The organism is Pseudoxanthomonas winnipegensis (assembly GCF_030322905.1).
GTDB classification, from domain to species: Bacteria; Pseudomonadota; Gammaproteobacteria; order Xanthomonadales; family Xanthomonadaceae; genus Pseudoxanthomonas_A; species Pseudoxanthomonas_A winnipegensis.
The window spans coordinates 2,675,524-2,699,580 of record NZ_CP095475.1; the positions used below are offsets into that span (position 1 = coordinate 2,675,524).

General features: G+C 62.9%; 18 protein-coding genes. 1 reads left to right on the forward strand and 17 read right to left on the reverse strand.

The window, feature by feature from the left end:
- Positions 1-357: 357 nt before the first annotated feature.
- Positions 358-3,030 carry a M1 family metallopeptidase gene (locus tag MWN52_RS11830; protein ID WP_286574790.1) on the reverse strand — a complete coding sequence of 891 codons (2,673 nt, stop codon included), beginning with the start codon at positions 3,028-3,030 and terminating at the stop codon, positions 358-360.
- A gap of 219 nt (positions 3,031-3,249) precedes the next feature.
- Here MWN52_RS11830 and MWN52_RS11835 point away from each other — a divergent pair, with 219 nt between their 5' ends.
- Positions 3,250-4,233 (forward strand): hypothetical protein, encoded by a 984-nt coding sequence (locus MWN52_RS11835; protein ID WP_286574791.1) that lies wholly within the window; start codon positions 3,250-3,252, stop codon positions 4,231-4,233.
- 174 nt (positions 4,234-4,407) lie between these two features.
- Here MWN52_RS11835 and MWN52_RS11840 read toward each other — a convergent pair whose 3' ends face one another.
- From MWN52_RS11840 to hflK, 16 genes are all read right to left on the reverse strand, one after another.
- Entirely contained in the window at positions 4,408-5,103 is a 696-nt protein-coding gene (locus tag MWN52_RS11840) for a hypothetical protein (RefSeq protein ID WP_286574792.1), read from the reverse strand.
- On the reverse strand, positions 5,093-5,623 hold the full coding sequence (locus MWN52_RS11845; RefSeq protein WP_286577731.1) for a MarR family transcriptional regulator: 531 nt from the start codon (positions 5,621-5,623) through the stop codon (positions 5,093-5,095). Before MWN52_RS11845 ends, MWN52_RS11840 begins: the two co-directional genes overlap by 11 nt.
- A 212-nt stretch (positions 5,624-5,835) precedes the next feature.
- Positions 5,836-6,435, reverse strand: coding sequence for an XAC0095 family protein (locus MWN52_RS11850; RefSeq protein ID WP_286574793.1), 600 nt, complete (start codon positions 6,433-6,435; stop codon positions 5,836-5,838).
- 269 nt (positions 6,436-6,704) lie between these two features.
- A complete protein-coding gene (locus MWN52_RS11855) occupies positions 6,705-7,772 on the reverse strand; it encodes an HNH endonuclease (protein ID WP_286574794.1) in 1,068 nt (355 codons plus the stop codon).
- The gene (locus tag MWN52_RS11860; RefSeq protein ID WP_286574795.1) at positions 7,772-9,562 is read right to left on the reverse strand and encodes a restriction system-associated AAA family ATPase; all 1,791 of its coding nucleotides are present in this window, start codon (positions 9,560-9,562) and stop codon (positions 7,772-7,774) included. Before MWN52_RS11860 ends, MWN52_RS11855 begins: the two co-directional genes overlap by 1 nt.
- On the reverse strand, positions 9,559-11,127 hold the full coding sequence (locus MWN52_RS11865) for a restriction endonuclease subunit S (protein WP_286574796.1): 1,569 nt from the start codon (positions 11,125-11,127) through the stop codon (positions 9,559-9,561). The genes MWN52_RS11860 and MWN52_RS11865 overlap by 4 nt, the downstream gene beginning before the upstream one ends.
- Positions 11,124-12,788, reverse strand: coding sequence for a type I restriction-modification system subunit M (locus MWN52_RS11870; RefSeq protein WP_286574797.1), 1,665 nt, complete (start codon positions 12,786-12,788; stop codon positions 11,124-11,126). The genes MWN52_RS11865 and MWN52_RS11870 overlap by 4 nt, the downstream gene beginning before the upstream one ends.
- A 15-nt stretch (positions 12,789-12,803) precedes the next feature.
- The gene (locus MWN52_RS11875; protein ID WP_345783489.1) at positions 12,804-15,569 is read right to left on the reverse strand and encodes a type I restriction endonuclease subunit R; all 2,766 of its coding nucleotides are present in this window, start codon (positions 15,567-15,569) and stop codon (positions 12,804-12,806) included.
- 47 nt (positions 15,570-15,616) lie between these two features.
- Positions 15,617-16,507: a restriction endonuclease gene (locus tag MWN52_RS11880; protein WP_286574799.1), complete on the reverse strand. Its 891-nt coding sequence runs from the start codon at positions 16,505-16,507 to the stop codon at positions 15,617-15,619.
- Between the two features lie 40 nt (positions 16,508-16,547).
- Positions 16,548-16,853, reverse strand: coding sequence for a type II toxin-antitoxin system RelE/ParE family toxin (locus tag MWN52_RS11885; RefSeq protein ID WP_286574800.1), 306 nt, complete (start codon positions 16,851-16,853; stop codon positions 16,548-16,550).
- A gap of 6 nt (positions 16,854-16,859) precedes the next feature.
- Positions 16,860-17,123: a YlcI/YnfO family protein gene (locus tag MWN52_RS11890; RefSeq protein WP_286574801.1), complete on the reverse strand. Its 264-nt coding sequence runs from the start codon at positions 17,121-17,123 to the stop codon at positions 16,860-16,862.
- A gap of 73 nt (positions 17,124-17,196) precedes the next feature.
- Positions 17,197-18,897 carry an XVIPCD domain-containing protein gene (locus MWN52_RS11895; RefSeq protein ID WP_286574802.1) on the reverse strand — a complete coding sequence of 567 codons (1,701 nt, stop codon included), beginning with the start codon at positions 18,895-18,897 and terminating at the stop codon, positions 17,197-17,199.
- A gap of 22 nt (positions 18,898-18,919) precedes the next feature.
- Positions 18,920-19,639 (reverse strand): hypothetical protein, encoded by a 720-nt coding sequence (locus MWN52_RS11900; RefSeq protein ID WP_286574803.1) that lies wholly within the window; start codon positions 19,637-19,639, stop codon positions 18,920-18,922.
- 662 nt (positions 19,640-20,301) lie between these two features.
- On the reverse strand, positions 20,302-21,594 hold the full coding sequence (locus tag MWN52_RS11905) for an adenylosuccinate synthase (protein ID WP_286574804.1): 1,293 nt from the start codon (positions 21,592-21,594) through the stop codon (positions 20,302-20,304).
- 406 nt (positions 21,595-22,000) lie between these two features.
- On the reverse strand, positions 22,001-22,864 hold the full coding sequence (gene hflC, locus MWN52_RS11910; RefSeq protein ID WP_130533380.1) for a protease modulator HflC: 864 nt from the start codon (positions 22,862-22,864) through the stop codon (positions 22,001-22,003).
- On the reverse strand, positions 22,861-24,015 hold the full coding sequence (gene hflK, locus MWN52_RS11915; RefSeq protein ID WP_286574805.1) for an FtsH protease activity modulator HflK: 1,155 nt from the start codon (positions 24,013-24,015) through the stop codon (positions 22,861-22,863). The genes hflC and hflK overlap by 4 nt, the downstream gene beginning before the upstream one ends.
- Positions 24,016-24,057 lie beyond the last annotated feature (42 nt).

Sequence of the window (24,057 nt, forward strand, 5' to 3'; positions counted from 1 at the left end):
CTCCCCTGCGCTGCGCGCAAGGGAGGGCAGAGCGCTGCCCCATGCCTTCGAATTGGAAGAAGTCTGATCCATATGCCGCAGGGCCTCGACCCGGGCGGGCGCGCGGAGAGCGGGCCTTAGGATGGCCCGCGGCGGCAAGTCCGCCATGGAGGGCGGACCGAGCCAAGGAGCCGTGCCCGCCCGGGTCGAGGCCGCTTGCCGAAGTAGCGCTTACCGACACAAGCGGCGTGGCGCACATTTACGCGCTTCAACAAATGGTCCGCATCCCCGCACGCCAGCTAGGGAAAAAAGAAGCCCCGCATCGCGGGGCTTCTTCCTGCCTGCATGCCTCAATCCCTGGCATGCCTCAGGCGACGCTTACTTCTGCTGCTTCAGCCACGCCACCACCTGCGGACGGCGCTCGGCCTGCAGCTTGACCCGGGTCTGGATGCTGGTCATCACCGTCTCGGCCGCGCGGCGCGAGGTCGGGGCGATGTACTTGTCGGCATAGGCCTTGATCTTGGCCACCATCTTCAGATCGTCCGCACTGCTGCCCAGGCCCGGGTAGTAGCGCGCACGCGAGGTGGAATCGACCAGCGTGTCGACCTTCTCGCGATGGCTGACGGCGAAGTCGAACGCCAGGTCGGCATGCTCCTGGGACACCGCGCCGATCATGCTGGCGGCGTTGGTCGCCCCCGGCTCATCGGTCAGCGCCATGTCCAACGCACGCTGGGCCAGCACCGGGTCCTTGGCGTAGGCCAGCAGCGAGTAGTACTGGTCGCGCACCATGGACGAAGTCTCCTTCTTGGCCATCGCGTGCAGCGTGTCCCAGGTGGCCGCGTCGGCGTTGCGCGCGACGATGCCCAGCACGGTGCGACGCAGATCCGGCGAGAGCGACTTCGGGTCGGCCTGGAAGGCCGCGAAGCGGCGGCGCGCCTCGGCGATCACCTGCGCATCGCCCATGTTGCTGAGCACGCCGATCAGGCTCGAACGCAGCTGCTTGACCCGCGCCGGATCGCCCGCGCGGTTGTCCCAGCCCAGCTGCTGGAACTTGGGCGACAGGCGCGCGATGGCGTACTTGCGCCACGCCGCCTGCTGCTTGGCATCGCCATCGAACAGCCCGTCGACGCCGCCCAGCACGCCGGCCACCTGCAGCCACAGGTCCGGCGAGGCCTCCAGCGGCACCTTGGCGGTCAGGTCCAGCTGGTCGGCGACCGGCTGCAGGCCGACGCTGGACAGCGCGCCGGCGTCCATGATCACGCCCAGCTGGTCCACCACCGGCAGCGTGGAGAACTTGGCGCTGAGCGCCTGGAACATCGCCGGCGCATACAGCGTGCGGTAGTAGCCCTTCTGCCCGGCGTTGATCACCACAGGCTGCTGGCAGCCCGGCAGCGTCACGCGCGCGCTGCCGTTCTGCACCAGCACGCGCGTCTCCTTGCCGTCGGCGCCGCGCAGGGTCACCGGCACGTTCCAGCGCAGCGGCGTCTTGTTGGGGCGGTCCAGCGTGAACTCGCCCTGCTCCAGCGTCACCGTGGTGCTGTTGCTGGCGCAGACCGCATTGGCCTTGATCAGCGGCACGCCCGGCTGCAGGGTGAAGTCGTGCGCGACCTGGATGAAGTCCTTGCCCGGCGCGGCCTTGTCGACCTCGCGCCACAGCTCGTCGGTGACCGCGTTGCCGTAGGCGTGGGCCTTGATGTAGCTGCGCACGCCGCTGCGCCAGTTGTCCGAGCCGACATAGTCCTCCAGCATGCCGATCACCGCCGAGCCCTTGCCGTAGGTGATGCCGTCGAAGGCCTGGCTGGCCTGCTCCACCGTGGCCACGTGCTGCACCACCGGGTGGGTGGTGGCGTAGGCGTCGCGGCCCATCGCGCCGCGGCTGGTGTAGGCCGCCTCGGTCTTGTCGATGTCCCATTCCGGATGCAGCTTGGCCGTGGTGCGGCCCTCCATCCAGGTGGCGAAGCCCTCGTTGAGCCACAGGTCGTCCCACCACGCCATGGTCACCAGGTCGCCGAACCACTGGTGGGCGATCTCGTGCGCGGCGGTGGTGAACACGCGCTGCTCGTCGTTGACGTTGGACACGGCCGGGTCCAGCAGCAGCGAGTACTCGAAGGTGAAGATCGCGCCCCAGTTCTCCATCGCGCTGAAGAACTGGCTCTGGCCGGGTGCGGCGATGTTGTCCAGCTTGGGCAACGGATAGTCCACGCCGAAGTAGGCGTTGTATTCCTTCAGCACATCGCGCCCGGACTCCAGCGCGAACTTGGCCTGGTCCACCTTGCCCTTCTGCGCGATCACGCCGATTTCGGTGCCGTTGGGCCCGGCCAACGTGGCGCGGTCGAAGTCGCCCAGGCCGAAGAACAGCAGATAGGTCGACATCTTCGGCGTGGTGGCGAACACCACCTGCTTCATGCCGTTGCCGGCGTCCTTGGACGAGGCGATCGGCATATTGCTCACCGCCATCTGCGCCGCCGGCACGGTCACGGCGAGGTCGAAGGTGGCCTTGAAGTCCGGCTCGTCCCAGGACGGGATGAAGCGGCGCGCATCGGAGTTCTCGAACTGCGTGTACAGCGCGCGCTTCTGGCCGTCGGCGGTGGCGTAATCCAGCGCGAACAGGCCATTGGCCTGGGTGTTGATGACGCCGCTGTAGTCGATGGACAGCACGTACTTGCCCGGCGCCAGCGTCTTGTCGAAGGCGAAGCTCGCCGTCTGCGCATCGGCATCGGTGCTGACCTTGGCCGTGAGCGGCTTGCCCTTGCCCGCGCTGAGCGTGCTGGTGCCGAAAGCCAGGTTGGCCGCCTGCAGCACCAGGGTCTGGGTCGGTTCCAGCACCTGCACATCGATCCTGACCTTGCCGTCGAAGGTCATCTTGTCCGCGTACGGGGTGATCTGCACCGCGTAGTGGCTGGGGCGCGCCGTGCGCGGCAGCTGCGTGGTCACCTGCGCGGCGCTGTCGGCGACCTGCGCGGCGGGAGTGGCCGGGGTGGACTGGGCCGACGCCGCCAGGCTCGTGCCGGCCAGGGCCAGCGTGATGGCGGTCACCAGGGTCTTGCGCATGCGGATTCCTTGAAGTGGCTGGCGCGTCCCCGCGCCGAAGCCGCGGATGATCCTCTCCCCCACCGGGCCCGGCGCCCCCCGAAAGTCATGTCGGTTCTGACAGGTTCCCGGACCCTGCCGTCTGGTGCACCGCCGCATGTCTGGCCCGCCATCGTCCGGCGCCGCGCCGGTGTTAGCGTGCGCGCCGGACGCTCATCCCCGGCTTGAAAGGCCGCCTGCATGCCATCGTTCCGTCTTGCCCTGCGCTCACTTGCCCTCCTGCTGGCCATCGCCCCCGCCCTGCACGCCCGCGCAGCCGACGCGCCTGGCCTGGAAGTGCCCATCCGCGAGGTGGTGCTCAGCGACGGCGTGCGCCGCTACGCCGTGACGCTCACTGTGGATGGCGTCCCGATCGAGGCACAGCTGGATACCGGCTCCACCGGCCTGCGCATTCTGGCGCCCGCCCTGACCGGCAAGGCCGCCAGCGCGCCGGGGATGCCGGTGCGCTACGCGTACGGCTCGGGGGTCGAGCTGCAGGGGCGCAAGGTGTCGGCGCAGATCGGCTTCCCCGGCGGTGTCACCGGCGAAGTCCCCTTCCAGTTCGTGGAAGCGGTCGCCTGCGTGCAACGCAAGCCGGATTGCCCCGCCACGCGCGTGCCGGCGGCGGCGTACCGCATCGGCGGCGACGGCCTGCCCGGACAAGGCTTCATGGCGATCATCGGCACCGGCCTGCATGACGATGCGGTCCCCAACCCGCTCACCGCGCTGGGCGTGCAGCGCTGGATCGTCGAACTGCCGCGCGGCCCGCGCCAGACCGGGCGCCTGATCCTGAACCCCTCGCCGGAAGACACCGCCCGCTTTCGCAGCGTCAGGTTCATCGACGGCACCAACCAGGTGCCCGCCTGCCTGATCCGGCGCGACGCCCCGGCGCGCTTCTGCGGGCCGGCGATGATCGACACCGGCGCGAGCGGCCTGCGCATCCAGGGTGCGCAAGCCGACGCCCTCTGGCCGAACGGCACGCCCGCGGACATTTCCCTCGGCGACGACCGCGACGCCGCCTTCCCCGTCACCATCGGCCTGCGCGAACAGGCCAGCGGCATGTTCGCCGCACCCTACCGCGGCGGCAGCCGCACGATCACCCTCAACCTCGGCCTGGCCCCGTTCTTCCACTGGCGGGTGCTGTTCGACGCCCAGGCCCGCACGCTCGGCGTGGCGGAGCGTTAGGCGCAAGGCATACCACGCGCAGCGTTCCGGTCACCGCGTGCCCGCTTCTGGCGATCCATAGCCTGCCTGCTTCTCCCGATCCATGGCGTGCCTATGTCTCGCGATTAACGGAAGCCGGCCTCCCCACAGCCCACCTTTTCGTAATCCCCGCAATCGTGAATGGGGATGTTCCCCTTAAGGCCGCTGATCCACCATGGCTTGCAGACGCCGGAGGACGATGCCGGCCCGCCCGGAATCCGTGATCAGTCCAGGCAGCGCATTCACGAACGCCGGATTGCTCACCAGGCGGGCAAAGACCTCGGAGACGGTGCGGCGCAACTCCGACGGTGCTGCTGCCATCTCGGCAGCAAGTTCATCGCGTCCATCGACCACATTCAACACGTCCTCCAGATCATGGCTGGCGAGAAAATCGCCTCCACCGCGTGTCGCGAAGGCCTCGAGCTTGGTCGCGACGAACGCCACTGCGGTCACCAGCCTGATGGAAATGTGGTCGCTCACCCGCACCGCATGCGCGGTCTCCACCGCATAGCCGTACCAACGGTTGGAAAAACCCAGCACGTCCGGATCGACCGGCATCAGATCGAAGATCAGTCCCGTTGCACGATGGACCCAGCGGCAGACCACACCGCTCTCCATCTCTCTCATGAAGCCTTGCGCCTCCACGCGCGCCTCGAGGCGCCGGAATCCGGACCATTCCAGATCGACCACGGCATCCACGTCATACGTCGCGCGCACGCGCTCTGCCAACGGGTCGGAAACCAGCAGGCCGACCACCGCGCCTCCAAGAAAGACGACCTGCTCGCGCAGATCGCCCAAGGCCTCCGCGATGACCCGCAAGCGCGGAAGATTGGGGTCGTCCTCAGGCCGCATCGCTCAGACCCAGACGCTGTTCCAGGTACTTCGCGGCCAGCGCGCGCTCGCGCGCGCGCCCGGCGCGCAAGGCATCCTGAAGCGCGAGGAGTTCGTGCAGGGCGGGATCCGCCAGAGCAGCCACGGGAGCACTGGCCGACAAGGGCGACAGCCCCGGCCCCTTGGCCGTGCCCTCGGCGCTTGGCCAGACGGGTGCCTCGCCCGGCACGCTGGCGATGTCCCTTGAGAGCGGCAGCGCACCGAACGACGTTGGAATGCCGCGCTTGATGGCACCCACCGTCGCGGGGAAGGCATAGCGCACCCCGTGCACTGCGAACTCGTACAGCGCGGTCCGCACGGTTTCCCACTCACCACGCGCCTTCTCCAGTGCCAGTCCGGAAGCAGCGGCACGCTTGACGCTGCGATGCACCTGAGAGGCACTCATCTGCAGCGCCTCGCCCAAGGAGGCATACGTCCACAGCCGGCCGGCTTGCGCGACCTGCTTGTACAGCACGAGAAGATCCTGCGACTTGAGCTCCATCGGCGCGCGACTCATTCCATATTCCGGAATATGGAATATTGACCATAAGCCGTTGTTTTGCAAGCCCAGATCCGGCAAACGGACCAAGCAGCACGTCGTAACCGCCTCTCCACCCCGGTTCATCGCCATGTGGTCTCCTTCCCTTACCAGCCCACTTGTCGTCATCCCCTCGAAAGCGGGGCCTTCCTGCCCTGCCCCATTTCCCTTGAGGCTCAGTGCATCCGTCCGCGTTCGTCAGCCTGCGCCACCTGCCTCACCCTGTAGACCACCTGTTCCTCGCGCACGCGAGCCGACGACGCGGCACGCAGCGGCTGACGCTCGAGCTGCCCCAGCAACGCACGCACCTCTTCGACCGCAGCGCAAAGCGTCTCGCCTACTTCCGGCAGCGCATGCCCAGCCCGCCCGCTCGCATCGCCAACCGCCACTACCTTGGCATGCGCCGAGGCAGTCTCGATCAGCAGGTTGAGCCGGTCGATCTGCGCCAGCGTGACGCGAAAGGCAGCGCCTCCCGCATCCGGCGCTCCATCGCCATCGAGATCGGGCAGGCCATCAGCCGCACCGCCGGGGCGCTGCGCCGGCCACGACAGCGCCTCCAGCACCTGCCCCACCTGATCGGCCAACAGCTCCAGGCAGAACGCCACCTCGCCCATGCGCACCCCACGCCCAGCCGCGTCCTCCTCCGCCTGCGTGCGCGGCGCTAGCAGCCGTGCCAGAAACCCGACGTGATCGCTCAGGCGCGCCAACCGCACCTGACCCTCTACCGGCAGGAAATAGCCGGGGCCGTCTTCCTCGTCCAACTGCGCGTACGACATCGGTGCCTCCTCGTTCCATAAAGGGAGCCGCCCACCGAAAACGGCGGACGGGAAGTCGGGAGGCTCGAAACCGCTTACAGCCGGCGGGCTTATTCCCCTTGCGGGTGTTGTATTCACCGCCCTCCCGACGCAGGCATCGCGTCGGTTGCGCCTGCAAAGCATGCAGGCACAAAAAACCCACCGGTTTGTCGGAGGTGGGTACCGCTGTAAGCGGAGTTTCGAGGCTCCGTGCAGCAAGACTGCTACTGAAATATTTCGGTGTCAAGCCATCAAATAACACCAACTTTCTGGCAAGCATCGAGAAAAGGCTTTCTGAGAAAATTGCAGTCTGCATACGGCCTGCTCAGTGCCTGCTGGGCACGCATAGCTAGAATGTCAGCGGGCTGCTTGCCATAAGCTTGGCATTCATCCAACACCTGCGTCAGCCAATACTTGCCGTCGTTCTCCCCACACATTTTTGCTTTGTAGCGTTCCTCAATGCCGTACACATCCTTCCAGGTCTCAATTTCCTCGGTGATGGCCGCAGGGCCAAATCGCAGGGAGATATCGACCGGGGTTAGCTTTGCAATGTCTGCATGCTGGAACGCGACTTGTACTTCGATGGAATGCGCAGTCGCTTTGTATGGGTAGAAAATGGCAGAGCGATGAACCGCACCGGCGGGATCTTTGGGCATGTAGGCTGGGTCCTTGCTGGCCTTATAGCTACTGTTGCAATGGTGACAGGCCGGGACAAGATTGTGGAAGTTGATGGAATTGAACGGGTACAGCGCCTTGGGCAAGTAGTGGTCATAGGCCTCGCGCCTGCTGTGATACTCGCCAAGCAAATCATCTATGCCGCAGAACGGACACTTTCCCGACTTGTTGGTCCGTACGAAGACCTGGTAATGATCGTCGATGTCACCGACTTTGGCCTTCATATCGGCTGACTCAAAGTCATAAAGTCCCAAAAAAAAAGTGCGAAGGTCTTTAGCTAGATCTGGATATCTTCTCTCAACGTCCGCATAATGCGCCAGCTGGAGGGCGGGGTTGTTTGAGCAGATTCGCTCAATATCATTGTTGCTGAAGTACCACCATTTCAGCCGACGTATATGTTTTGACTTAAGATGGGCGAAATGGCCATAAATTCGCTCAACGTTGCCGTAGAAAAAATTAGCATTCTTCTTGTCAGAGTAGAAAAACTTCTTCATGATCTCAAATAACTCGGGATTGCCGTTGCACAAGTCGAATGAGAAGGCCGTCTTGGGGGTCGCCTTGCACCACACTTCATAGAAGATGAAGTCGATAAAACCCTTCATTTTCTCCATCTGGTGAGGCACATACGTGTACGGAAATAGCATCAGTATCGCGCCTCCCCATTGCCAGACTGATCATCGCCGAGAATGGCCTTGATCAGCAGCACCTTTTCCACCGAGTCACCAAGATGCTGATGAATCTCCGTGATCAAGGCTTCCTTGTCTTCGGTGCCTTGTTCAAAACGGGCCCGCAACGCCTCCAGCAAAGCCTGCGCATGGCCGCCGATGGTTTCGCGCTTGCCGAAGGTGCTCATGGTGATCTTGTTGATCGACGCGCCCAGCGTGTTGTATCCCGGGTGGCTAATGCTGACCAGACCAGTGGTTTTGTCCTTGGCAAACACCAGCACCTTGTCCGGCTTGCTGTCAGAGATCAGAAAGGGTGTGTGGGTGGTGATCAGCATCTCCTGCGCGTACTTACCGTTGCCGGGCAGGCACTGGCGCAAGCGGCTGATGAAATTGGCGCGCCAGGAAGGATTGAAGTGCGTCTCTGGCTCATCGAGCAGGAACAGGCTGTTGGTCTCGCGGAATAGCAGGCACAAGCCGAGGCTGTGTAGCAACTGGTGCTCGCCGTCCGACAACTCCTTGAGAAGCATCGGCTTCTCAATGCCCTGCTTCGTGAAGTAGAAGTTCTTGATGCGCATGGCGCGCTCATCAGACGCCAAGGTCGGCACCGTCTCGCTGACGTAGTGACTAGTCGAGGTGTAAAGATCCGACTTCAGAGCTTCGCTAACCGGGTACAGATTCAGCGCCAGCAGAACCTGTAGCGCCTGGAACAAGGCCAGAGGCGAATCATCAAAGTTGGCGCGAAAGGCTTGCTTGGTGTTCTCATTGACCCAGTAATCAAGGGTCAGGGTGTCGGACGCCTCATCGTGGAAATGCAGCGTAGCGCAGCGCTTGAGCTTCTCGATGATGGAGGTATTTTGTGTGCGCTCGTTCGCCTCTAGGCCGTGCAACAGCTTGAGCCGATAGTCTCCGGTGGCAGGGTCAATATAGACCACATTGGTATCCGCGAAGCGACCGTCTTCCGCCTCGGTGGGCATGATGTAGTCACCTGAGGTGAAAGCTGCCAGCTGGTGCCGCGTGACAAGGATACTCCTGCGCAGAATGATGCGAAACTGCTTCAGAGCTCCAATGCCTACGTGCTCGCGGAAAGGCTGCAGGGTGGCCTCGTCCTGAAACAGCATGTTGCACAGCAGGATGGCCTGACTGAAACCGTTATCGAGGTAGGCCAGCCGCGTTTCCGGGTAACCAGGATAGGGTAGTTGCTTGGCGAGCGCGTTCCAGTATTCGTCGAACTGCACGAAACGCATCTTGAAGAACGGCAGGCTGAGGATCTCGTTCTCGCCCGAGGAATAACCCAGCACGTACTGCGGCAGCAGAATGTCAGCATGGTCGCCTTGGAACGCCTCGACCACATCGGTACTGAAGTCGCCCTGATTCTCCCATCGGATGCGCACCGATTCACCAGCGTTCTTCCAAACGGCCGCTTTTGCCCACAGCGGGCTGCCAGGGCCGCGGTACTCGGCGGGCACGCGGATCAGGTATTCCAGCTCAAAGGCGATGGGCGAAACATCCGGCACCTCGTCCTGCAAGGGCTCCGGCAGAAAGCTGCGGCGCACGCGCAGCACTTCAAGCTGAAAGAAGATGGCCGCCAGCGCTTCGAGCAGATTGGACTTGCCGCTGCCGTTGAGCCCGGCGCAGACGAAGGGCGCAAAGTCGTTCGCCTGCTCCAGCTCGTCCTGCAAGCTCCACTCGGTACGGAAGTGGTGCTCAAACCCGCAAGGCAGACTGCGAAAGCCTTTAGGGTCTGTGATCTTGAGGCGCAGCAGCTTCATGCCAGGTTTTGCTCGGCGACGGCTTTGAGCTCGATGCGATTGCGGTCGTCGTCAAACGCCTGCGTCAGGGCACCAGCGACCAAGGCTTCAAACACCCAGGCCTTGATGATCTCGTAATCGCTAGCGCGCAATTCGAAATCGTTGTCCGGATGCAATTCGCCCAGCCGGGTTTGCGCGGCGGCGAAGAAGCGTTCGATGGAGAAAGCCGCACCGCCCAATTGCGTGCGATAAGCCTCCAGCCAGAAGCGAAGCAGCGGTGCCAGCTGTGCGCGGTCTTGCAATGCGGGCGGCAGTAAATCGGCTTCTGGCAGCTCGATCACCGGCACGGCGATGGGCGTAGGCGCGGCAGCGGCCACGGGCTTTTCTCCTTCGATAGGGGCGGCAAGCAAGGCTACCCGCGACAAATCCAACTCCCCCTTGAAGGCCTGCTGGCTCACGGCACCGTAGAGGGTTTCGAAATCGGCGAGGCTTTGTTGGTAGCGGGATTTGAGGCCTTCGACTTTTTCTACGATGACAGCGAATTGATTCTGTATTTCAACGGGCGGCTTGATCATCGTGATCTTCTCAAAATCGCCTTTTGTAAGAATCTTCTTCATTCCCTTCGTAGCGTGGCTCTGTATGTAAGCCCGAGACAACTTAAACAAACTATACAAATACAGGGGATGCACACTCTTGCCAGGCTGGATCGCATTGATCTGCTGATTGAACGACACCGTCCTGTCTGTTAATGCGGCACGCCCGATTGATTCGACGCTGCCCGCGATACAGGCTACAAGCAGGGCGCCGTTCGAGACCATTCTCGCCTTTTTCGCTCCAACCTCAGAAAGGTGCTCGGTGGCAGGCGTGACGAAAACAGCATCACCCGTGATGTTGTCCGTCTTGATCCACTCGATAAAGTCGCCATCGTAATTGGCAGGATCATTTCTGGGTGGCGTATTGCCCGTCGAAATCTTGCCGAAGGCCTTTAACTCAGGCTTATCCCACCCTTTCTCATTTCGCCCCGGGTCGCCAAACATCTCCAGAAACACACTCTTGAGCAGGTCATCGAGTTGTTGCAGGTGTTGTTTGCGCTGGGCGATCAGCCCTTCGATTTTTCCGAGCAGATGGGCAATGCGGATTTGGTCTTCGAATTCTTCGGGGACGGGGATTTCGAGTTTGTACAGTTCCTCTTGGGTAATTCCCTTGACCGTCGCGCCAGATCCCTTTTTGACGATTTCTTCTTTCAATGACAAAACTGCGTGCAGCAGGAACTTCGCGTCTAAAGGCACCTTTGGAATCAAGGCTCGCAGGTCTTGGTTTATCGCCAAATCGACGGCGTTAATCGCTGCTTTCCCCAAGGACATTCTCGTGGTGATAATGACGTGCCCTTTGGGTATCAGGTTCGCAGAACTATTCCCAAGTCCTTCCTGCGTGATGAAGTCCTGGGTTTCGGACAATGAAGTAGAGGTAAAATCCTTGACGCTCGCCCAGGGAATGTCGCCATCCCAATACTCTGGAATTTTTTTTGACGGAGTGCCGCCACCCCTGAAAGTAACCAGCTCGCGAAGAGTTTTGAACGAGGTCATCCCACCATCCCCTTCAACTCCAGCAGCTCGCGCACGATGCCGCTTTGAACTTTGGCCAGTTCCGCTTCATGCACACTCCCCACCTCGGCCTGAATCAGCCGATTCAGAATCACCGCCGGTGCGTCGTAGTGGACCTCCTCAAACACATCGGTTTTGTATCGCGACAGCGAGAGGTCATAATTGTTTTTCTCGTCCGCAATCTCAGTGCGCGGTACCGTGAAGTATTTGGCCGTGCGGTCGGTGTCAGTGGCAGCATCGCGGGCGTGGTACTTAGCAATGATATCTTGCAGGTCGCCGCAGCCTTCCTGCTTGCTGCGCTTGTCGTCCAGCGAATAGCCATCGGCGGCCATCTCGTAAAACCAGACGTGTTCGGTGGCGGCTTTGCTCACCTTGTCTTTCGGCCCCCAGACCTTGGTGAACAGCAGAATGGCAGTGCTGACCCCGGCATAGGGTTTGAACACGCCACTGGGCAGGGTGATCACGGCCTTGAGGTCGCAACGCTCCACCAGCATCTGGCGCAGCGTCTTGAACGCGCCGCCGGAGCCGAACAGCACGCCCTGCGGCACGATTACGCAGGCGGTGCCGCCCTTCTTGAGCAGGCGGTAGATGTTCTCGACAAACAGCAGTTCGGTCTTGGTGGTGGCCAGTTGCAGCTGCTCGTTGATGTCGCCCTTGTCGATGCTGCCGGTGAAGGGGGGGTTGGCCATAACGATGTCGTACTCGGCCTCCTCGGTGTAGCTTTTGCTGAGGGTGTCCTTATAGTCGATATGCGGCTCGTCGATGCCGTGCATCATCAGGTTCATCAGGCCCAGGCGCACCATGGTCTGGTCGATGTCATAGCCCCACAAAGAACTAGCCAGAATGGCCTGCGCCTTTTCGGTGAGCGCAGCGGCCACCGATGTACGTAAGAAGCCATCTTCATCCGGCTTCAGGTCCTGGGCACCGGCTTTTTTCGCCAGTTCGGTGACGATGTACTGATACGCACCGAGCAGAAAACCACCTGAACCGCAGGCGGGATCGGCAATCTTGTGGCCCAGTTGCGGCTGCACCAAATCGGCCATCAGCTTGATGATGTGGCGCGGGGTGCGGAACTGGCCATTCTTGCCGGCGGTGGCGATCTCGGACAGCAGGAACTCGTAGACATCGCCTTGGATATCCTGGAAGGCCTGGCCTTTCTCCTTCGAGTCCTTCTCCATCACCTCGAAGATGTCGTCAATAGTTTTCACCGCTTCCACCAGCAGGGCGGGCTTGGGGATGATGAAGACGGCGTTCTTCATGTGGTGGGTGAAGTTGGATTCGGCGCCGTTCAGGTCCTTGAGAAACGGGAACACCTTGCCCTGCACGTGCTGAAGCATCTCTTCGGCCTGCATGCGCTTAAATTCGCTCCAGCGCAGCGTGCGCTTTTCGATGGGGCGCCGTTCCGATGCTGGCCAGTTGCGTTCCTCGGGTGGAATCCACGTGCCAGTGAACTTGGAGGTGTAGTTCTCACCGGTCCACTCGGCATCGGCCTGGCGCTTCTGGTCCAGCTCATCCAGCCGCTTCATGAACAGCAGGTAGGTGATCTGCTCGATGGCGGTCAGCGGGTTGCTGATGCCGCCGCTCCAGAACTTGTTCCAGAGCTGGTCGATCTTGCTTTTGAGTTCGGAGTTGTTTTGCAGCATGGGATACCTTGCCTTTTAAGCAGCTAACCGTTCGGTTAGCTGCAGGATCTCGTTGATTTCGGCCGGGCTGAAGACGCCACGGATACCCTGCGGGTGGATGACCGTGAAGGGAGCATTGATCAGGTCTTTCTTCTCCACCTTTTCGCGCTCGATGATGAAGCCCTTCAGCAAATTGAGGAATTCGATCTGCCGGCTGCTGAGTGTGGTGTGGGCGCGAATGAACTGGTCGAAAGCTGCGCTGACTTCGTCCGGGAAGCTTCTGAGTACTTCAATACCCAAGATGTGGCGGATGAACTGGATGAAGCGCGCCTTGCGGTTTTTGTAGACCTGACGAAGCAAGTCTTCGGTGATGTGGGGGTGTTCTTCGTGCAGCAGTACGGCCAGTTCATCGGCCTCTTCGCCGCTGACTGCTTCGCCGCTCTTGATCTTCTGCAGCACTGGGTTGTGCGCGGTGAGTTCGGCAATCAGGTTTTCCACCATTTCACGGTAGCGGGTGATGCTGACCGCCTCGTGCTGTGGGCCAAACTCCACCCACTCTTTCTTGTGCAGTTCATCGGCAAGATCGAGGTGGGTTTGCACCTCGCCTGTGGACGACTCGCGGAATTTCATCAGCGGGCCGAGCTTGGCGACCAGTTCGTCGAAGGTGTCTTCATCCGCCTTGACCCAGTAGTGGCTAGTTTGCGCGGCGCGAATCAGGGCCTCTTCCTGCTTGACGAAGCTGACGGAGAGCGGCAGCTCGCTGATCTGCTCAACGATGCCTTCCTTGAGGGTGTCGGCCTGTTCCATTTCTTCGCTCAGAACGGCCAGCGAGTACTCCAACAGGTCGCGCTCGAAGCGCATCGCCTTGAAGTCAGCCTCGGACACGGTACGGAATAGCGGCTTGATTTCTACGCGTAGGAACTCCAGTCGGTCGTGGCCGAGGCTGATCCAGAAGTTGTCGTCGTCCAGCAGCGCCAGCGCAGCGACGGCTTCCTTGATCACCACCGACTCTTTGGGTAGCGCTGCAATTTGCAGGCGGAGCTTGGCGATCTCTCGCTCGGCAATGTCGGCATGGCCGCTGTCGCTGGCTTTTTTAATCTTGTCGAGGCGCAGGCCCACCAGCCGCACCGGCAGCGGCAACTGTGGTTTGAGCTCCTTGCCCTTGGCGTTGAGCTTAAAATATTCGAAGTTGTCCCAGCAGTCGAGGACTAGAAAAACATCCTTCTCAAGGCACCATGGCTTGGGCTTGCTGGCCTCCAACAGGCGTGTACCGCGCCCGACCATTTGCCAGAACTTGGTGTACGAGTAAACCGGCTTGGCGAACACGAGGTTGACGATCTCTCGCACGTCGATACCGGTGTCGAGCATATCTACGCTGATGGCGATGCGCGGCATGTCGTTGTTGGTGAACTGATCGAGCAGGCCGCCCTTACCGTAAACGCGCGGATCATCCGACACCAAAACCTTGGCCAGTTCCCCGTGATGCTGCGGGTAGAGCTTGTCGAAGATTTCTTCCATGCGCCGGGCATGCGCCTTGGTGGCGCAAAAGAAGATGGTCTTGCCGGGCAGCACACCGTTGGCATCCTTGATGGCCTCCTCCATGAACTCGCGAACGATCAGGGCGTTGGTCCCCTTGTTGATCACCTGCTTTTCAAGCTGCGTGCCCTCGAAGTTGATGTCTTCAACTTCCTTGCCCTCGAGGATCAGCTTTTTCTGGTCCTCTAGCGAAATGGTGCGCTTGCTAATGCCTTCCATCTGGAACTTGGTCTGAATCTTCATGACCTGGAAGTTGCAGAGGTAAGGCGGCACGTTGTTCACGGCTTCTTCGTAGGTGTAGGCAAACGTGGGAATGCCATCTTCGCAATGAAAAAGCTGGAAGGTGTTGTGGTCGATGATGTCGGTCGGCGTGGCCGTCAGGCCCAGCGTGATGGTCTTGAAGTAGCTGAGGACTTCGCCGAAGGTGTTGTAGATGGAGCGGTGACTCTCATCGACGACGATGAAATCGAAGAAATGCGGCGACAGATGCTGGGCCTCATCCCGGATGATATTGAGCATCGTCGGGTAGGTGGCAACATACACGCGACGATCCGTCGCGATCAGCTTTTCACCCACATTGGGCCAGCGCGGCTCGTTGGGCATGTGCTCCTTGAAGGCGGCCAGTGCCTGTTCACGCAACGCGATGCGATCAACAAGGAACAGAACCTTCTCCGCGTGGCCGGCCCGCATCAAGACATCGACCATGGCGATACAGGTGCGGGTCTTGCCGGTGCCGGTAGCCATCACCAGCAGAAAGTCGCGTTTTTTCTGCCCGATGCCTTCGAGCACCGAACGAATCGCGCGGATCTGATAATCGCGACCAGCAATCGAGGTGTTGATGAACTCCTGCGTCAGCGGCCTGCGGTTTCGGCGGATGTAGGCAAAGCGCTCCAGATCGTCGCGCGTGGGGAAACCGACAACCTTGCGAGGTGGTGCGTTCTCCAGGTCCCAGAAGTACAGATCGTGGCCGTTGGTGTAGAAGCAAAATGGCAGTTCGCCGCCCAGTTGCTTCTGGATGTTGTAGCAGTACTGCTTTGCCTGCTCGCGGCCAATGGCAGCATCGCGACTGGTCTTTTTGGCCTCGATTACTGCCAGGGGCTTGCGGTCCCTGCCAAGCAGGACGTAGTCGCTGAACTGGTGGCCCTCGTAAGGCGTGCGAGGTTCGGACACACCTTCAGGCAGGGTGGCGAGGATGTCGAACTCCTCTACAACCTGCGTGGAGTCTTTGACGTTCCAGCCTGCGAGCGCAAGCTGGTTGTCGATCAACTCCGAGCGCGTTTTGGCTTCACTTCTCTGCACGATTCGGCCCTTTCTCAGTTTTCAGCTGCAAGGAACCAAACAGGCTTTAGGGCTAGACGAGTTCTCGCCACGTCTTCAAGCTGCGCGTAATGCGTCGTCCACAATTCAACGAGCCGACGCGCATCGATTAGATTGATCCGCCGATGCGACTGCCGCGCCTCATAGTCCGCATCCTTGGTAAAGCCGGACAACGCGACGTACAGGCCGACATCACCCTCACCCAGAACGGCCATAAAGCTGCGCAGCCCGATGACGTCAATCCGCAGCGAGTTGGCATTGCGTTTGACCTGCACCTTGATGCGCGGTGGGCGGGTACCCAGCGGGTCGTTGTAGGCAATGATGTCGGTGCCGCCATCCTTGCCGGGCGGGGCGATCCAGGCGACGTGGTAGCCCATTGCGCGCAGCAGCGAGGCCACCAGCTCCTGGAAATCATAGGGCGGCATCGCGGCGAGATAGGCCTCGATCTCTGCCCAGGCCATCTCCTCGGCTTCTTCCAGCGTGATGCTGGCTGATTCCTCGGTGAGTTCGCCTTCGGGGTCATCCACTTCGTCGACGACGGGCTGGGCGCTCTTCCACTTCTTGTACAGCTGCCCCACCGCACGGATGAACTGCTCGGGATCCGGATAGGCCTCCAGGGCCGCTTCACCCTCGGGCGTGAGGGTCCAGATGCCTTTGTCCTTGACCAGCCAGCCGGCCTTAACCGGGGCGACGGTGCTGAAGCGCACGATCTTCTCGAAGCGACGGCCACCGGTTTCGTAGTCGCCCGCTTCGTACTCGGTCAACACGACCTGCTTCTCCAGCGCGGCCAGCGCATCGGCTGCGCGCATGCCTTCCGGCTGGGCCTTGAGGATCTGGAACAGCGCCCGGGTCAATTCACCCGTGCGCCGTCTGCTGATATTGGCCATCTACGTCCCCTGTAGTAAGGCGCCGCCACTGGCGCAGCGCCTAATGATAGTCGTCTTCACGCTGATGCCTGACCGCCAGGACGGTCACCGTCGCGCTGTTTTGGATCTCGAACAACAGCACGTATCCCGCGCTGCCAAAGCCAATCACAAGTTCTCGCAAAAACGGATCCGCCGTGGGCTTGCGACAGCTCATCGGTGCGCATTCGAGCAGGGCGACGCCCTCACGGATGGCCTGCAGGGCCCGTTCGGCAACCGCGTAGTCGCCCGCCGCATGCTGCAGCAGCCAGTCGTACGGGCGCTCCAAGTCCTGCTGCGCTTCTTCCGTAAAGCGAACGGTCCATGCCATCCCGGCCTATTCCTTTCGTGCGCGGTCCAACCTCGCTTGCAATCCGTCCAACACATCCTGTGCCTCGAGGTAGCGCCCTGTCTGGCGCGCCTGCTCGCGCGAGGCCAGGCCTCTGGCGATGAACTCGGCCTGGTGCCGGCGACGCCGCACCTCATCGCGCAGCGACTGCTCCATCAGGGCGGACAGGCTTTCGCCCTTCTGCAACACCGACTCGGCGGCTTCGCGCAGTTCGGGCTCGACCCGCAGGGACGGCAGCGACGCGGTTTTCATCCCACACCTCATGCGTTGCAACTGCGATGCATGGTCGCAGGGGACGCACAGGCGTTCAAGTACCGCCGGCCAGTCAAGACAGCACGGGGCCTCTCGGGCCCTCGGCTCTCAATGCTGGCGCGAGCTGCTGCCCCTGTGCCAATACCTGCTGCTGCGCCTGATTGACGGCCTGAACCTTCGCATCGGACTGCGCGATCGGGGTGTTCATGGCCTCGACAATATTGACGTGGACGCGCAGATGGGCAGGGTCGCCAAGTTTCCCCTGGACCACGAACATGTTGTCGATGCCGGAGACCACATGGTCGGCACGCTGAATCGCACTCATGCCGTCCCCGACGTCTCCGGCGCCACCCTTGCAAGCCGCCAAGAGACTGCGACTCAGACGCTCACTGGATTCATCGTAAGTGCGCCCGACGCGCGCATCTTCGCGACGGACGCCTGAGCGGATCTGCTCCAGCAAAGCGTGGTCCGGATGTTCGGGACGATCCGGGGTCAGTACGGCAGGTCCATCCGGTTCCGAGGGTGCCTTCTCCACCGCCTGGCGGGGCCGCAGGGGCTGCGCGGTCGGATCGAGATGGAGCAAGCGGCTGGTCTGACCATCCACCCGAAGGCAGACGTCGGTGGTGCCATCCGGATGGTCGAGGCGACTCAGCTGCGAGCGTTCAACATCACGCCACCTGTCATCCACCCACGCCTTACCATGCCCGCGGCCATCCAACACCACGAAGTCATCGCCCGCGGCATACAGGTTGGTCGACTGTGGATGCCGATGCCCTCGGGCGTCCACGATGACATGGCCGAATGTGCCGCCTTGGTCCAATGCATCGATGAAGGCCGGCGCCTCCCCCTTCTGCAGGAACAAGGTTTTGATCGTTGCGTACTCCGAGCGAAAATCCGCATCACCGGTAACGGCGTCCGGATGTACAGGATTGGCCAGCGGATCGGAGAGGACATTCGACCAGGACCGATGAAGCGGATTCTGCGCGCTTGCGTTGCGCAGCGCGTTGAAGACTTCCGTGCCCTCCAGGGCATGCGCAACGCCGGTTTCGACATAATCAGGATCGGCGTGTGACCTGCCGCTGCGATTGGGAAGCAGATCATTGATCGCCGTCTGTACGCCGCCGACGCTGTCGATACTGCCGTCATTGAGCCCGCGGATGATGCGCGGGTAGTAAGCCTGCCCCGCCTGGTTCTCCAGCTTCATGATCATCGTCGCAAGCCTGGCCTGATCATCCAGCGTGGATCGCTGATACAGCGAGGTGTCTTTGAGCTGATCGACGGCACCCCCGACGCGCATCAATCGATCCACCTGAGCGACGTCGCGCTCATGCACATAGGTGATGCCGGCATCCGAGGCCAGGAACTGGTCGAGGTGGGATTTGACGACCGGGTCCAGTGCCCTGCCCTGCTGGGCCGTGATGGTGTGGCCACTGCGTGCAAGATCGCTTGTGGTCTGGGCTTGCTGACCAGCCGTCAAGGTCCAGTCCGGATGCGCTTGCCTGGCCCAGTCCTGATAGGCCGCTACCAGCGTGGTCGCGACCTCGGGATGCTGCCCCAGGTCGGTTTGCAAGGTGCCGATGGAGTATCCGCTGTTGCCAACCGGGTACATCACGCCACCGCTGACACGTCCCGCGAATGAGAGCCGGTTGGACACGTCGCGCCCGCCAACGCTGCCTTCGGAACCGACGCCTACCGCGAAGTAGGCCAACGCGCGAAGTTCGTCGTCGGTCAGCTCAGTTTTTGGCAGTGTGGGGGCTACGGAGTTGTCTTCCATGACGTTCACCTTTCCTCATTGACTACTGGACACCGGAACCCTTCTGGCAAAGATGGAGGTTGGTCCTGGCCGAGCGCACGATGCCCAGATAACGGTCCACCAGCGCCGGCGGCCAAGCGTCCATCACTGCATCATCGTCCTTGGCCGCATCCTCCGCATACGGCGCAAGCGTCGCCAGGCACTGCCGGTCCATTCCGTTGTGATGCTGGGTGATGGCCAGATCATTGCGCAGCTCCCCCTCCTGCTCCCAGGTCAGGGTCGGCAGGCACTTGGCGAACACGGGCGACAGCACCTCCAGGGCCGGTTTGTACTGCTTTGCTTCATAAAGATTCTTGAATTGCTGACGCGCCGCATTCAAGCCTGCATCCGAACAAGTGTCCGGGACGGACAGATACTGGCCTTCGAAGCCGCCGTTGTATCCGCAGAAAGTCTTGCACTGGGTGGCGGTGACAGGCGCAACGCCGATGCCCCCACCATCGCCAGCTTTGAAGCGCATCACACAGGGCGCTTCGCCCTGCTCCGGGGCCGCCGTGCCGCGATCACCTGCGATCTCGCCCTGCAGCGAGCAGATGTCCTCACCGGTCACCGTCTCCAGCGCGAATCGAAGCCCACTGTCGGAAGGAACGATGTCCAGGTGACCCCACCCCTTCTCCGTCACGTAGTGACCGGGCACTAGCGCGGGACCGGCTTCGGCCTTCGCTTCCGACGCTGGCGCGGGCGTCTGGCCGGAACAGGCGGACATGACCGCCCATCCCGTGCAAAGCGCCATCCAAGCTATTGAACGGCGCATACGACCCTTGACCGTAAAGAATGCCCTCATGCCCGACTCCATGGCGACTTCCGGGTGACCAGCTCATCACACGACAACACCCCGATCATACGGGTGAGGTAGTCCCCAAAGCATAGCGGCTGGTCGTGATCGACTGTACCGCCCCACAAAGGGTTGGGACACCCTTCATTTCCGTAGATCTGCGCACCCAAGTGTCCGCCGGAACTTTCCACGTCCTCGCTACGCCTCAGTTGCTAAATGTCGATGATCATGGAATCACCAAGCTTGCACGCGAGTACGCGCGTTGGGCCGCTCGCGGCGGCACCATGCGATAGGCAGCCTTCAATATGGAGCCGGATGCCGCACTTGTTGAAGCCAGCCGAAGATATGGCAGGCACGCCTGCCTGGCGTAGACCAGATATGGTCCATCAAGTGGAAAGCGGCGCGCCCAATCGAAACTGCAAGCCCTCCCACGGGCTCCTGCACACACAAGAAAGGCCCGGCTTGCGCCGGGCCTTTCCTTTCAAGCTTCCCTTACCCCTACCCCCTCTCCCGTGCACGGGAAAGGGCAAAGGGCGGGATTCCACGCATTGAAGCGCCTCAACTCCGCTCCTAGCGCGAGCCTTGGCCCCGCCTCAGGCAAACGGATCCTGCAGCACCATCGTGTGGTCGCGGTCCGGGCCGGTGGAGACGATGCTGATCGGGCAGCCGGCCAGTTCCTCCAACGCGCGCAGGTAGGCGCGGGCGGCGGCGGGCAGCTTGTCCCACTCGGTGATGCCGTGGGTGGTCTCGTTCCAGCCCGGGAACTCCAGGTAGACCGGGGTGCAGTCTTCCCAGCCCTGCGCGTCCAGCGGGGCGTACTCGGTGCGCTTGCCGTTGTACTCATACGCAATGCAGACCTTCAGCTTCTCCATGCCGTCCAGCACGTCCAGCTTGGTGATGCACAGGCCGGAGATGCCGTTGATGGCCACGGCGCGCTTGAGCGCGACGATGTCCATCCAGCCGCAGCGGCGCGGGCGGCCGGTGGAGGCGCCGTACTCGGCACCGCGATCGCGGATGCCCTGGCCCACTTCGTCGTCCAGCTCGGTCGGGAACGGGCCGCCGCCCACGCGCGTGGCATAGGCCTTGGCGATGCCCAGCACGTAGTCGATGTCCTGCGCGCCCACGCCGGTGCCGGCCAGCGCGCCGCCGATGGTGGTGTTGGAGCTGGTGACGTAGGGATAGGTGCCGTGGTCGATGTCCAGCAGCGCGCCCTGCGCGCCCTCGAACAGCACGCGCTTGCCCTGCTTACGCAGGTCGTGGCAGATGCCGGCCACATCCGACTTCATCGGCTGCACGTACTCGCCGAAGGCCAGCGCCTCTTCATAGGTCTTCTGGAAGTCGACCGCCTCCACGCCCAGGTACTTGGTCAGCACGAAGTTGTGGTAGTCCAGCGCGGTGCGCAGCAGTTCTTCCAGCTGCTTGGGGTAATGCAGGTCGGCGATGCGGATGCCGCGGCGCGCCACCTTGTCCTCATAGGCCGGGCCGATGCCGCGGCCGGTGGTGCCGATGGCCTTGCCGCCGGCGGCCTTCTCGCGGGCCTGATCCAGGGCGATGTGATACGGCATGATCAGCGGCGCGGCCGGCGAGATCTTCAGGCGGCTGCGCACTTCCACGCCGGCCGTTTCCAGCTCGTCGATCTCCTTGATCAGCGCGGCCGGGCTGATCACCACGCCGTTGCCGATCAGGCACAGCGCGTCCTGGCGCAGGATGCCGGACGGGATGAGGTGCAGCACGGTCTTCTTGCCGTTGATGACCAGGGTATGGCCGGCGTTGTGGCCGCCCTGGAAGCGCACGACGGCGCCGATCTCTTCGGTGAGCAGATCGACGATCTTGCCCTTGCCTTCATCGCCCCACTGGGCGCCCAACACCACCACTGACTGACCCATGACGGGTACTCCTGTTTTGTTGCGGCCATCGGGGCCGCGGACTTGGGCCGTGCGGTCTGGAGCATGAGGCGCGTGTATGTCAGCCGCCATCGGGGCGGGCCGCACGCGCATCACCGCATCCAGGACACGGAAAAAGCCGGAAGGGTGTGCTTCTGGTGGGAAGCGCCCGGCCGGCTTTTGTGCATTATCCGGGTTTTGGGGGACGGGGGCCACCTTGGGGTGGCGGGGGGTGTTCAGATTTGCGAGGTCGGGGCGCGCGGGATCAGCGGAGGAGCTAAGTCCATGGATTCCCGCGTTCGCGGGAATGACGATGCGAAGGTGACGCTTCGGCTGCTGCGGAAGCCTCGGGCAAAACGAAACGGGGCGCCTCGAAGGCGCCCCGCTCCACCCCGCATCGATCGGCCGATCAGCGATCGGACTTCATGTACTGCAGGAACGGGTCGTTCTTGTCCAGCACGATCACCGCGTTGCCGTCGGCGAAGGAGTGCCGGTAGGCCTCCAGGCTGCGGTAGAAGGCGTAGAAGCCCGGGTCGGCCGCCGACGCCTTGGCGTACAGCTGCGCGGCCTGGGCATCGCCCTCGCCGCGCAGGCGCTGGGCGTCGCGCTCGGCCTCGGCCGCGATGACCGTGGCCTGACGGTCGGCCTCGGCGCGGATGGTGCGGGCCTGCTCCTCGCCCTCGGCGCGCAGCGCGCTGGCGACCTGCTGGCGCTGGGCGCGCATGCGGTCGTAGACCTCGCCCAGCACCTTGCTGTCCTGCGGCAGGTCGATCTGCTTGAGGCGGATGTCCACCAGCTGCATGCCCAGGTTCTTGATCGCCGCGTTGATGGAGACCAGCTGCCTGGCGATGATCTCGCTGCGGTCGCCGGACACCAGCTGGGTCAGCGTGCGCGAGTTGATCTCGTTGCGCAGCGAGTTGGTCACGATCGGCGCCAGGCGGGCGTTGGCGTTGCGCTGGTCGCCGCCGGTGGCGCGGTAGTAGGCGCGCACATCGGAGATGTAGCCGATGGCGAAGAAGTCCACCGACACGTCCTTCTGCTCGGAGGTGAAGTAGCGCTCCGGCGCGGTCTCCAGGATCTGGAAGCGGCGGTCGAACACGCGCGCGGTCTCCACCAGCGGCAGCTTGAAGTGCAGGCCCGGCTTGACGTCGGCGCGCACCACGCGGCCCAGGTTGAGCACCATCGCGGTCTGGTCCTCGCGCACGACGAACACCGAGCCCATCAGCGCCAGCAGGGCGGCCACGATCACGGCCACGGTCACGGAAGTCTTCATGGGCGGCCCTCCTCGCGGCCGGTGGGTCGCGGCGGGCGCAGCGGGTCGGTCGGCGTCGACGACGCGCTGTCGCTGCCGCCCGCGCTCTGCACCGCCGGCAGCAGCGTGTCGGTCGGCAGGCGCGGCAGGGTCGAGGCCGGCGGCAGCGCCTTGGCCTGGGCGTTGGCGTCCATCGGCACGTAGATCAGCTGGCGGCCATCGCCGCCGACCACCTTGCGGTTATGGCCCAGCACCTGTTCGACCGTCTCCAGCCACAGGCGCTTGCGCGTGGTCTCCGGCGCGGCGGCGTACTGCTGCTGCAGCAGGCTGAAGCGGTCGGCGTCGCCCTGCGCGTTGGCGATGGCGGCCTCCTTGTAGCCCTCGGCGGCGGTGCGGATGCGCGCGGCCTCGCCACGGGCCTCGGGCACCACGCGCGCGGCGTAGGCCTGGGCCTCGTTGACCAGGCGCTCGCGGCTCTGCTGGGCGCTGTTGACGTCGTCGAAGGCCGGCTTGACCTCGTTGGGCGGGCGCGCGTTGGGCAAGGTCAGATCGGTCACGACCATGCCGGTGTGGTAGGCGTCCAGCGCCGCCTGCAGGCGCTCCTTGGCGGCCGAGGCCAGCGGGCCGCGCTTGTTGAGCACGTCCTCCAGCGAGGCGCGGCCGGCCTGCTCGCGCACCGCGCTCTGCGCGGCCTGCTGCAGCACCTGGTCGGCGTCCTGGGTGCCGTAGAGGTACTGGCGCGGGTCGTTGATGCGGTACTGCACGTTGAGGGTGACGTTGACGATGTTCTCGTCGTTGGTCAGCACGGGCATTTCCTGCAGGCCCCAGGTGCCGATGGTGGTCACCTGCACGTTGCGCACGGTTTCGATGGGCCAGGGCCACTTGAAGTTGGGGCCGGGCTGCATGATCCGCGCGAACTGGCCGAAGCGCAGCACCACGCCGCGCTCCTGCTCGCCCACCAGTTGGAAGCTGCTGAAGGCCAGCAGCAGCACGAAGAACACCAGCACCCAGCGCAGCGGGCCACCGCCGCCGGCGCCGAAGAGGGCGCGCAGGCGCGCCAGGATCTGGTCCAGGCCGCCGCCCTGTCCCGGCTTCCAGGAATTGCGCCCCCCGCCCGGCCCGCTGCCGCTTCCGTTGTTTCCCGAACCGCTACCAGGGGTATTCCAGGCCATGCCAACTCCGAATTGATGAGACGCAGCGGGCCCGATGTGGCG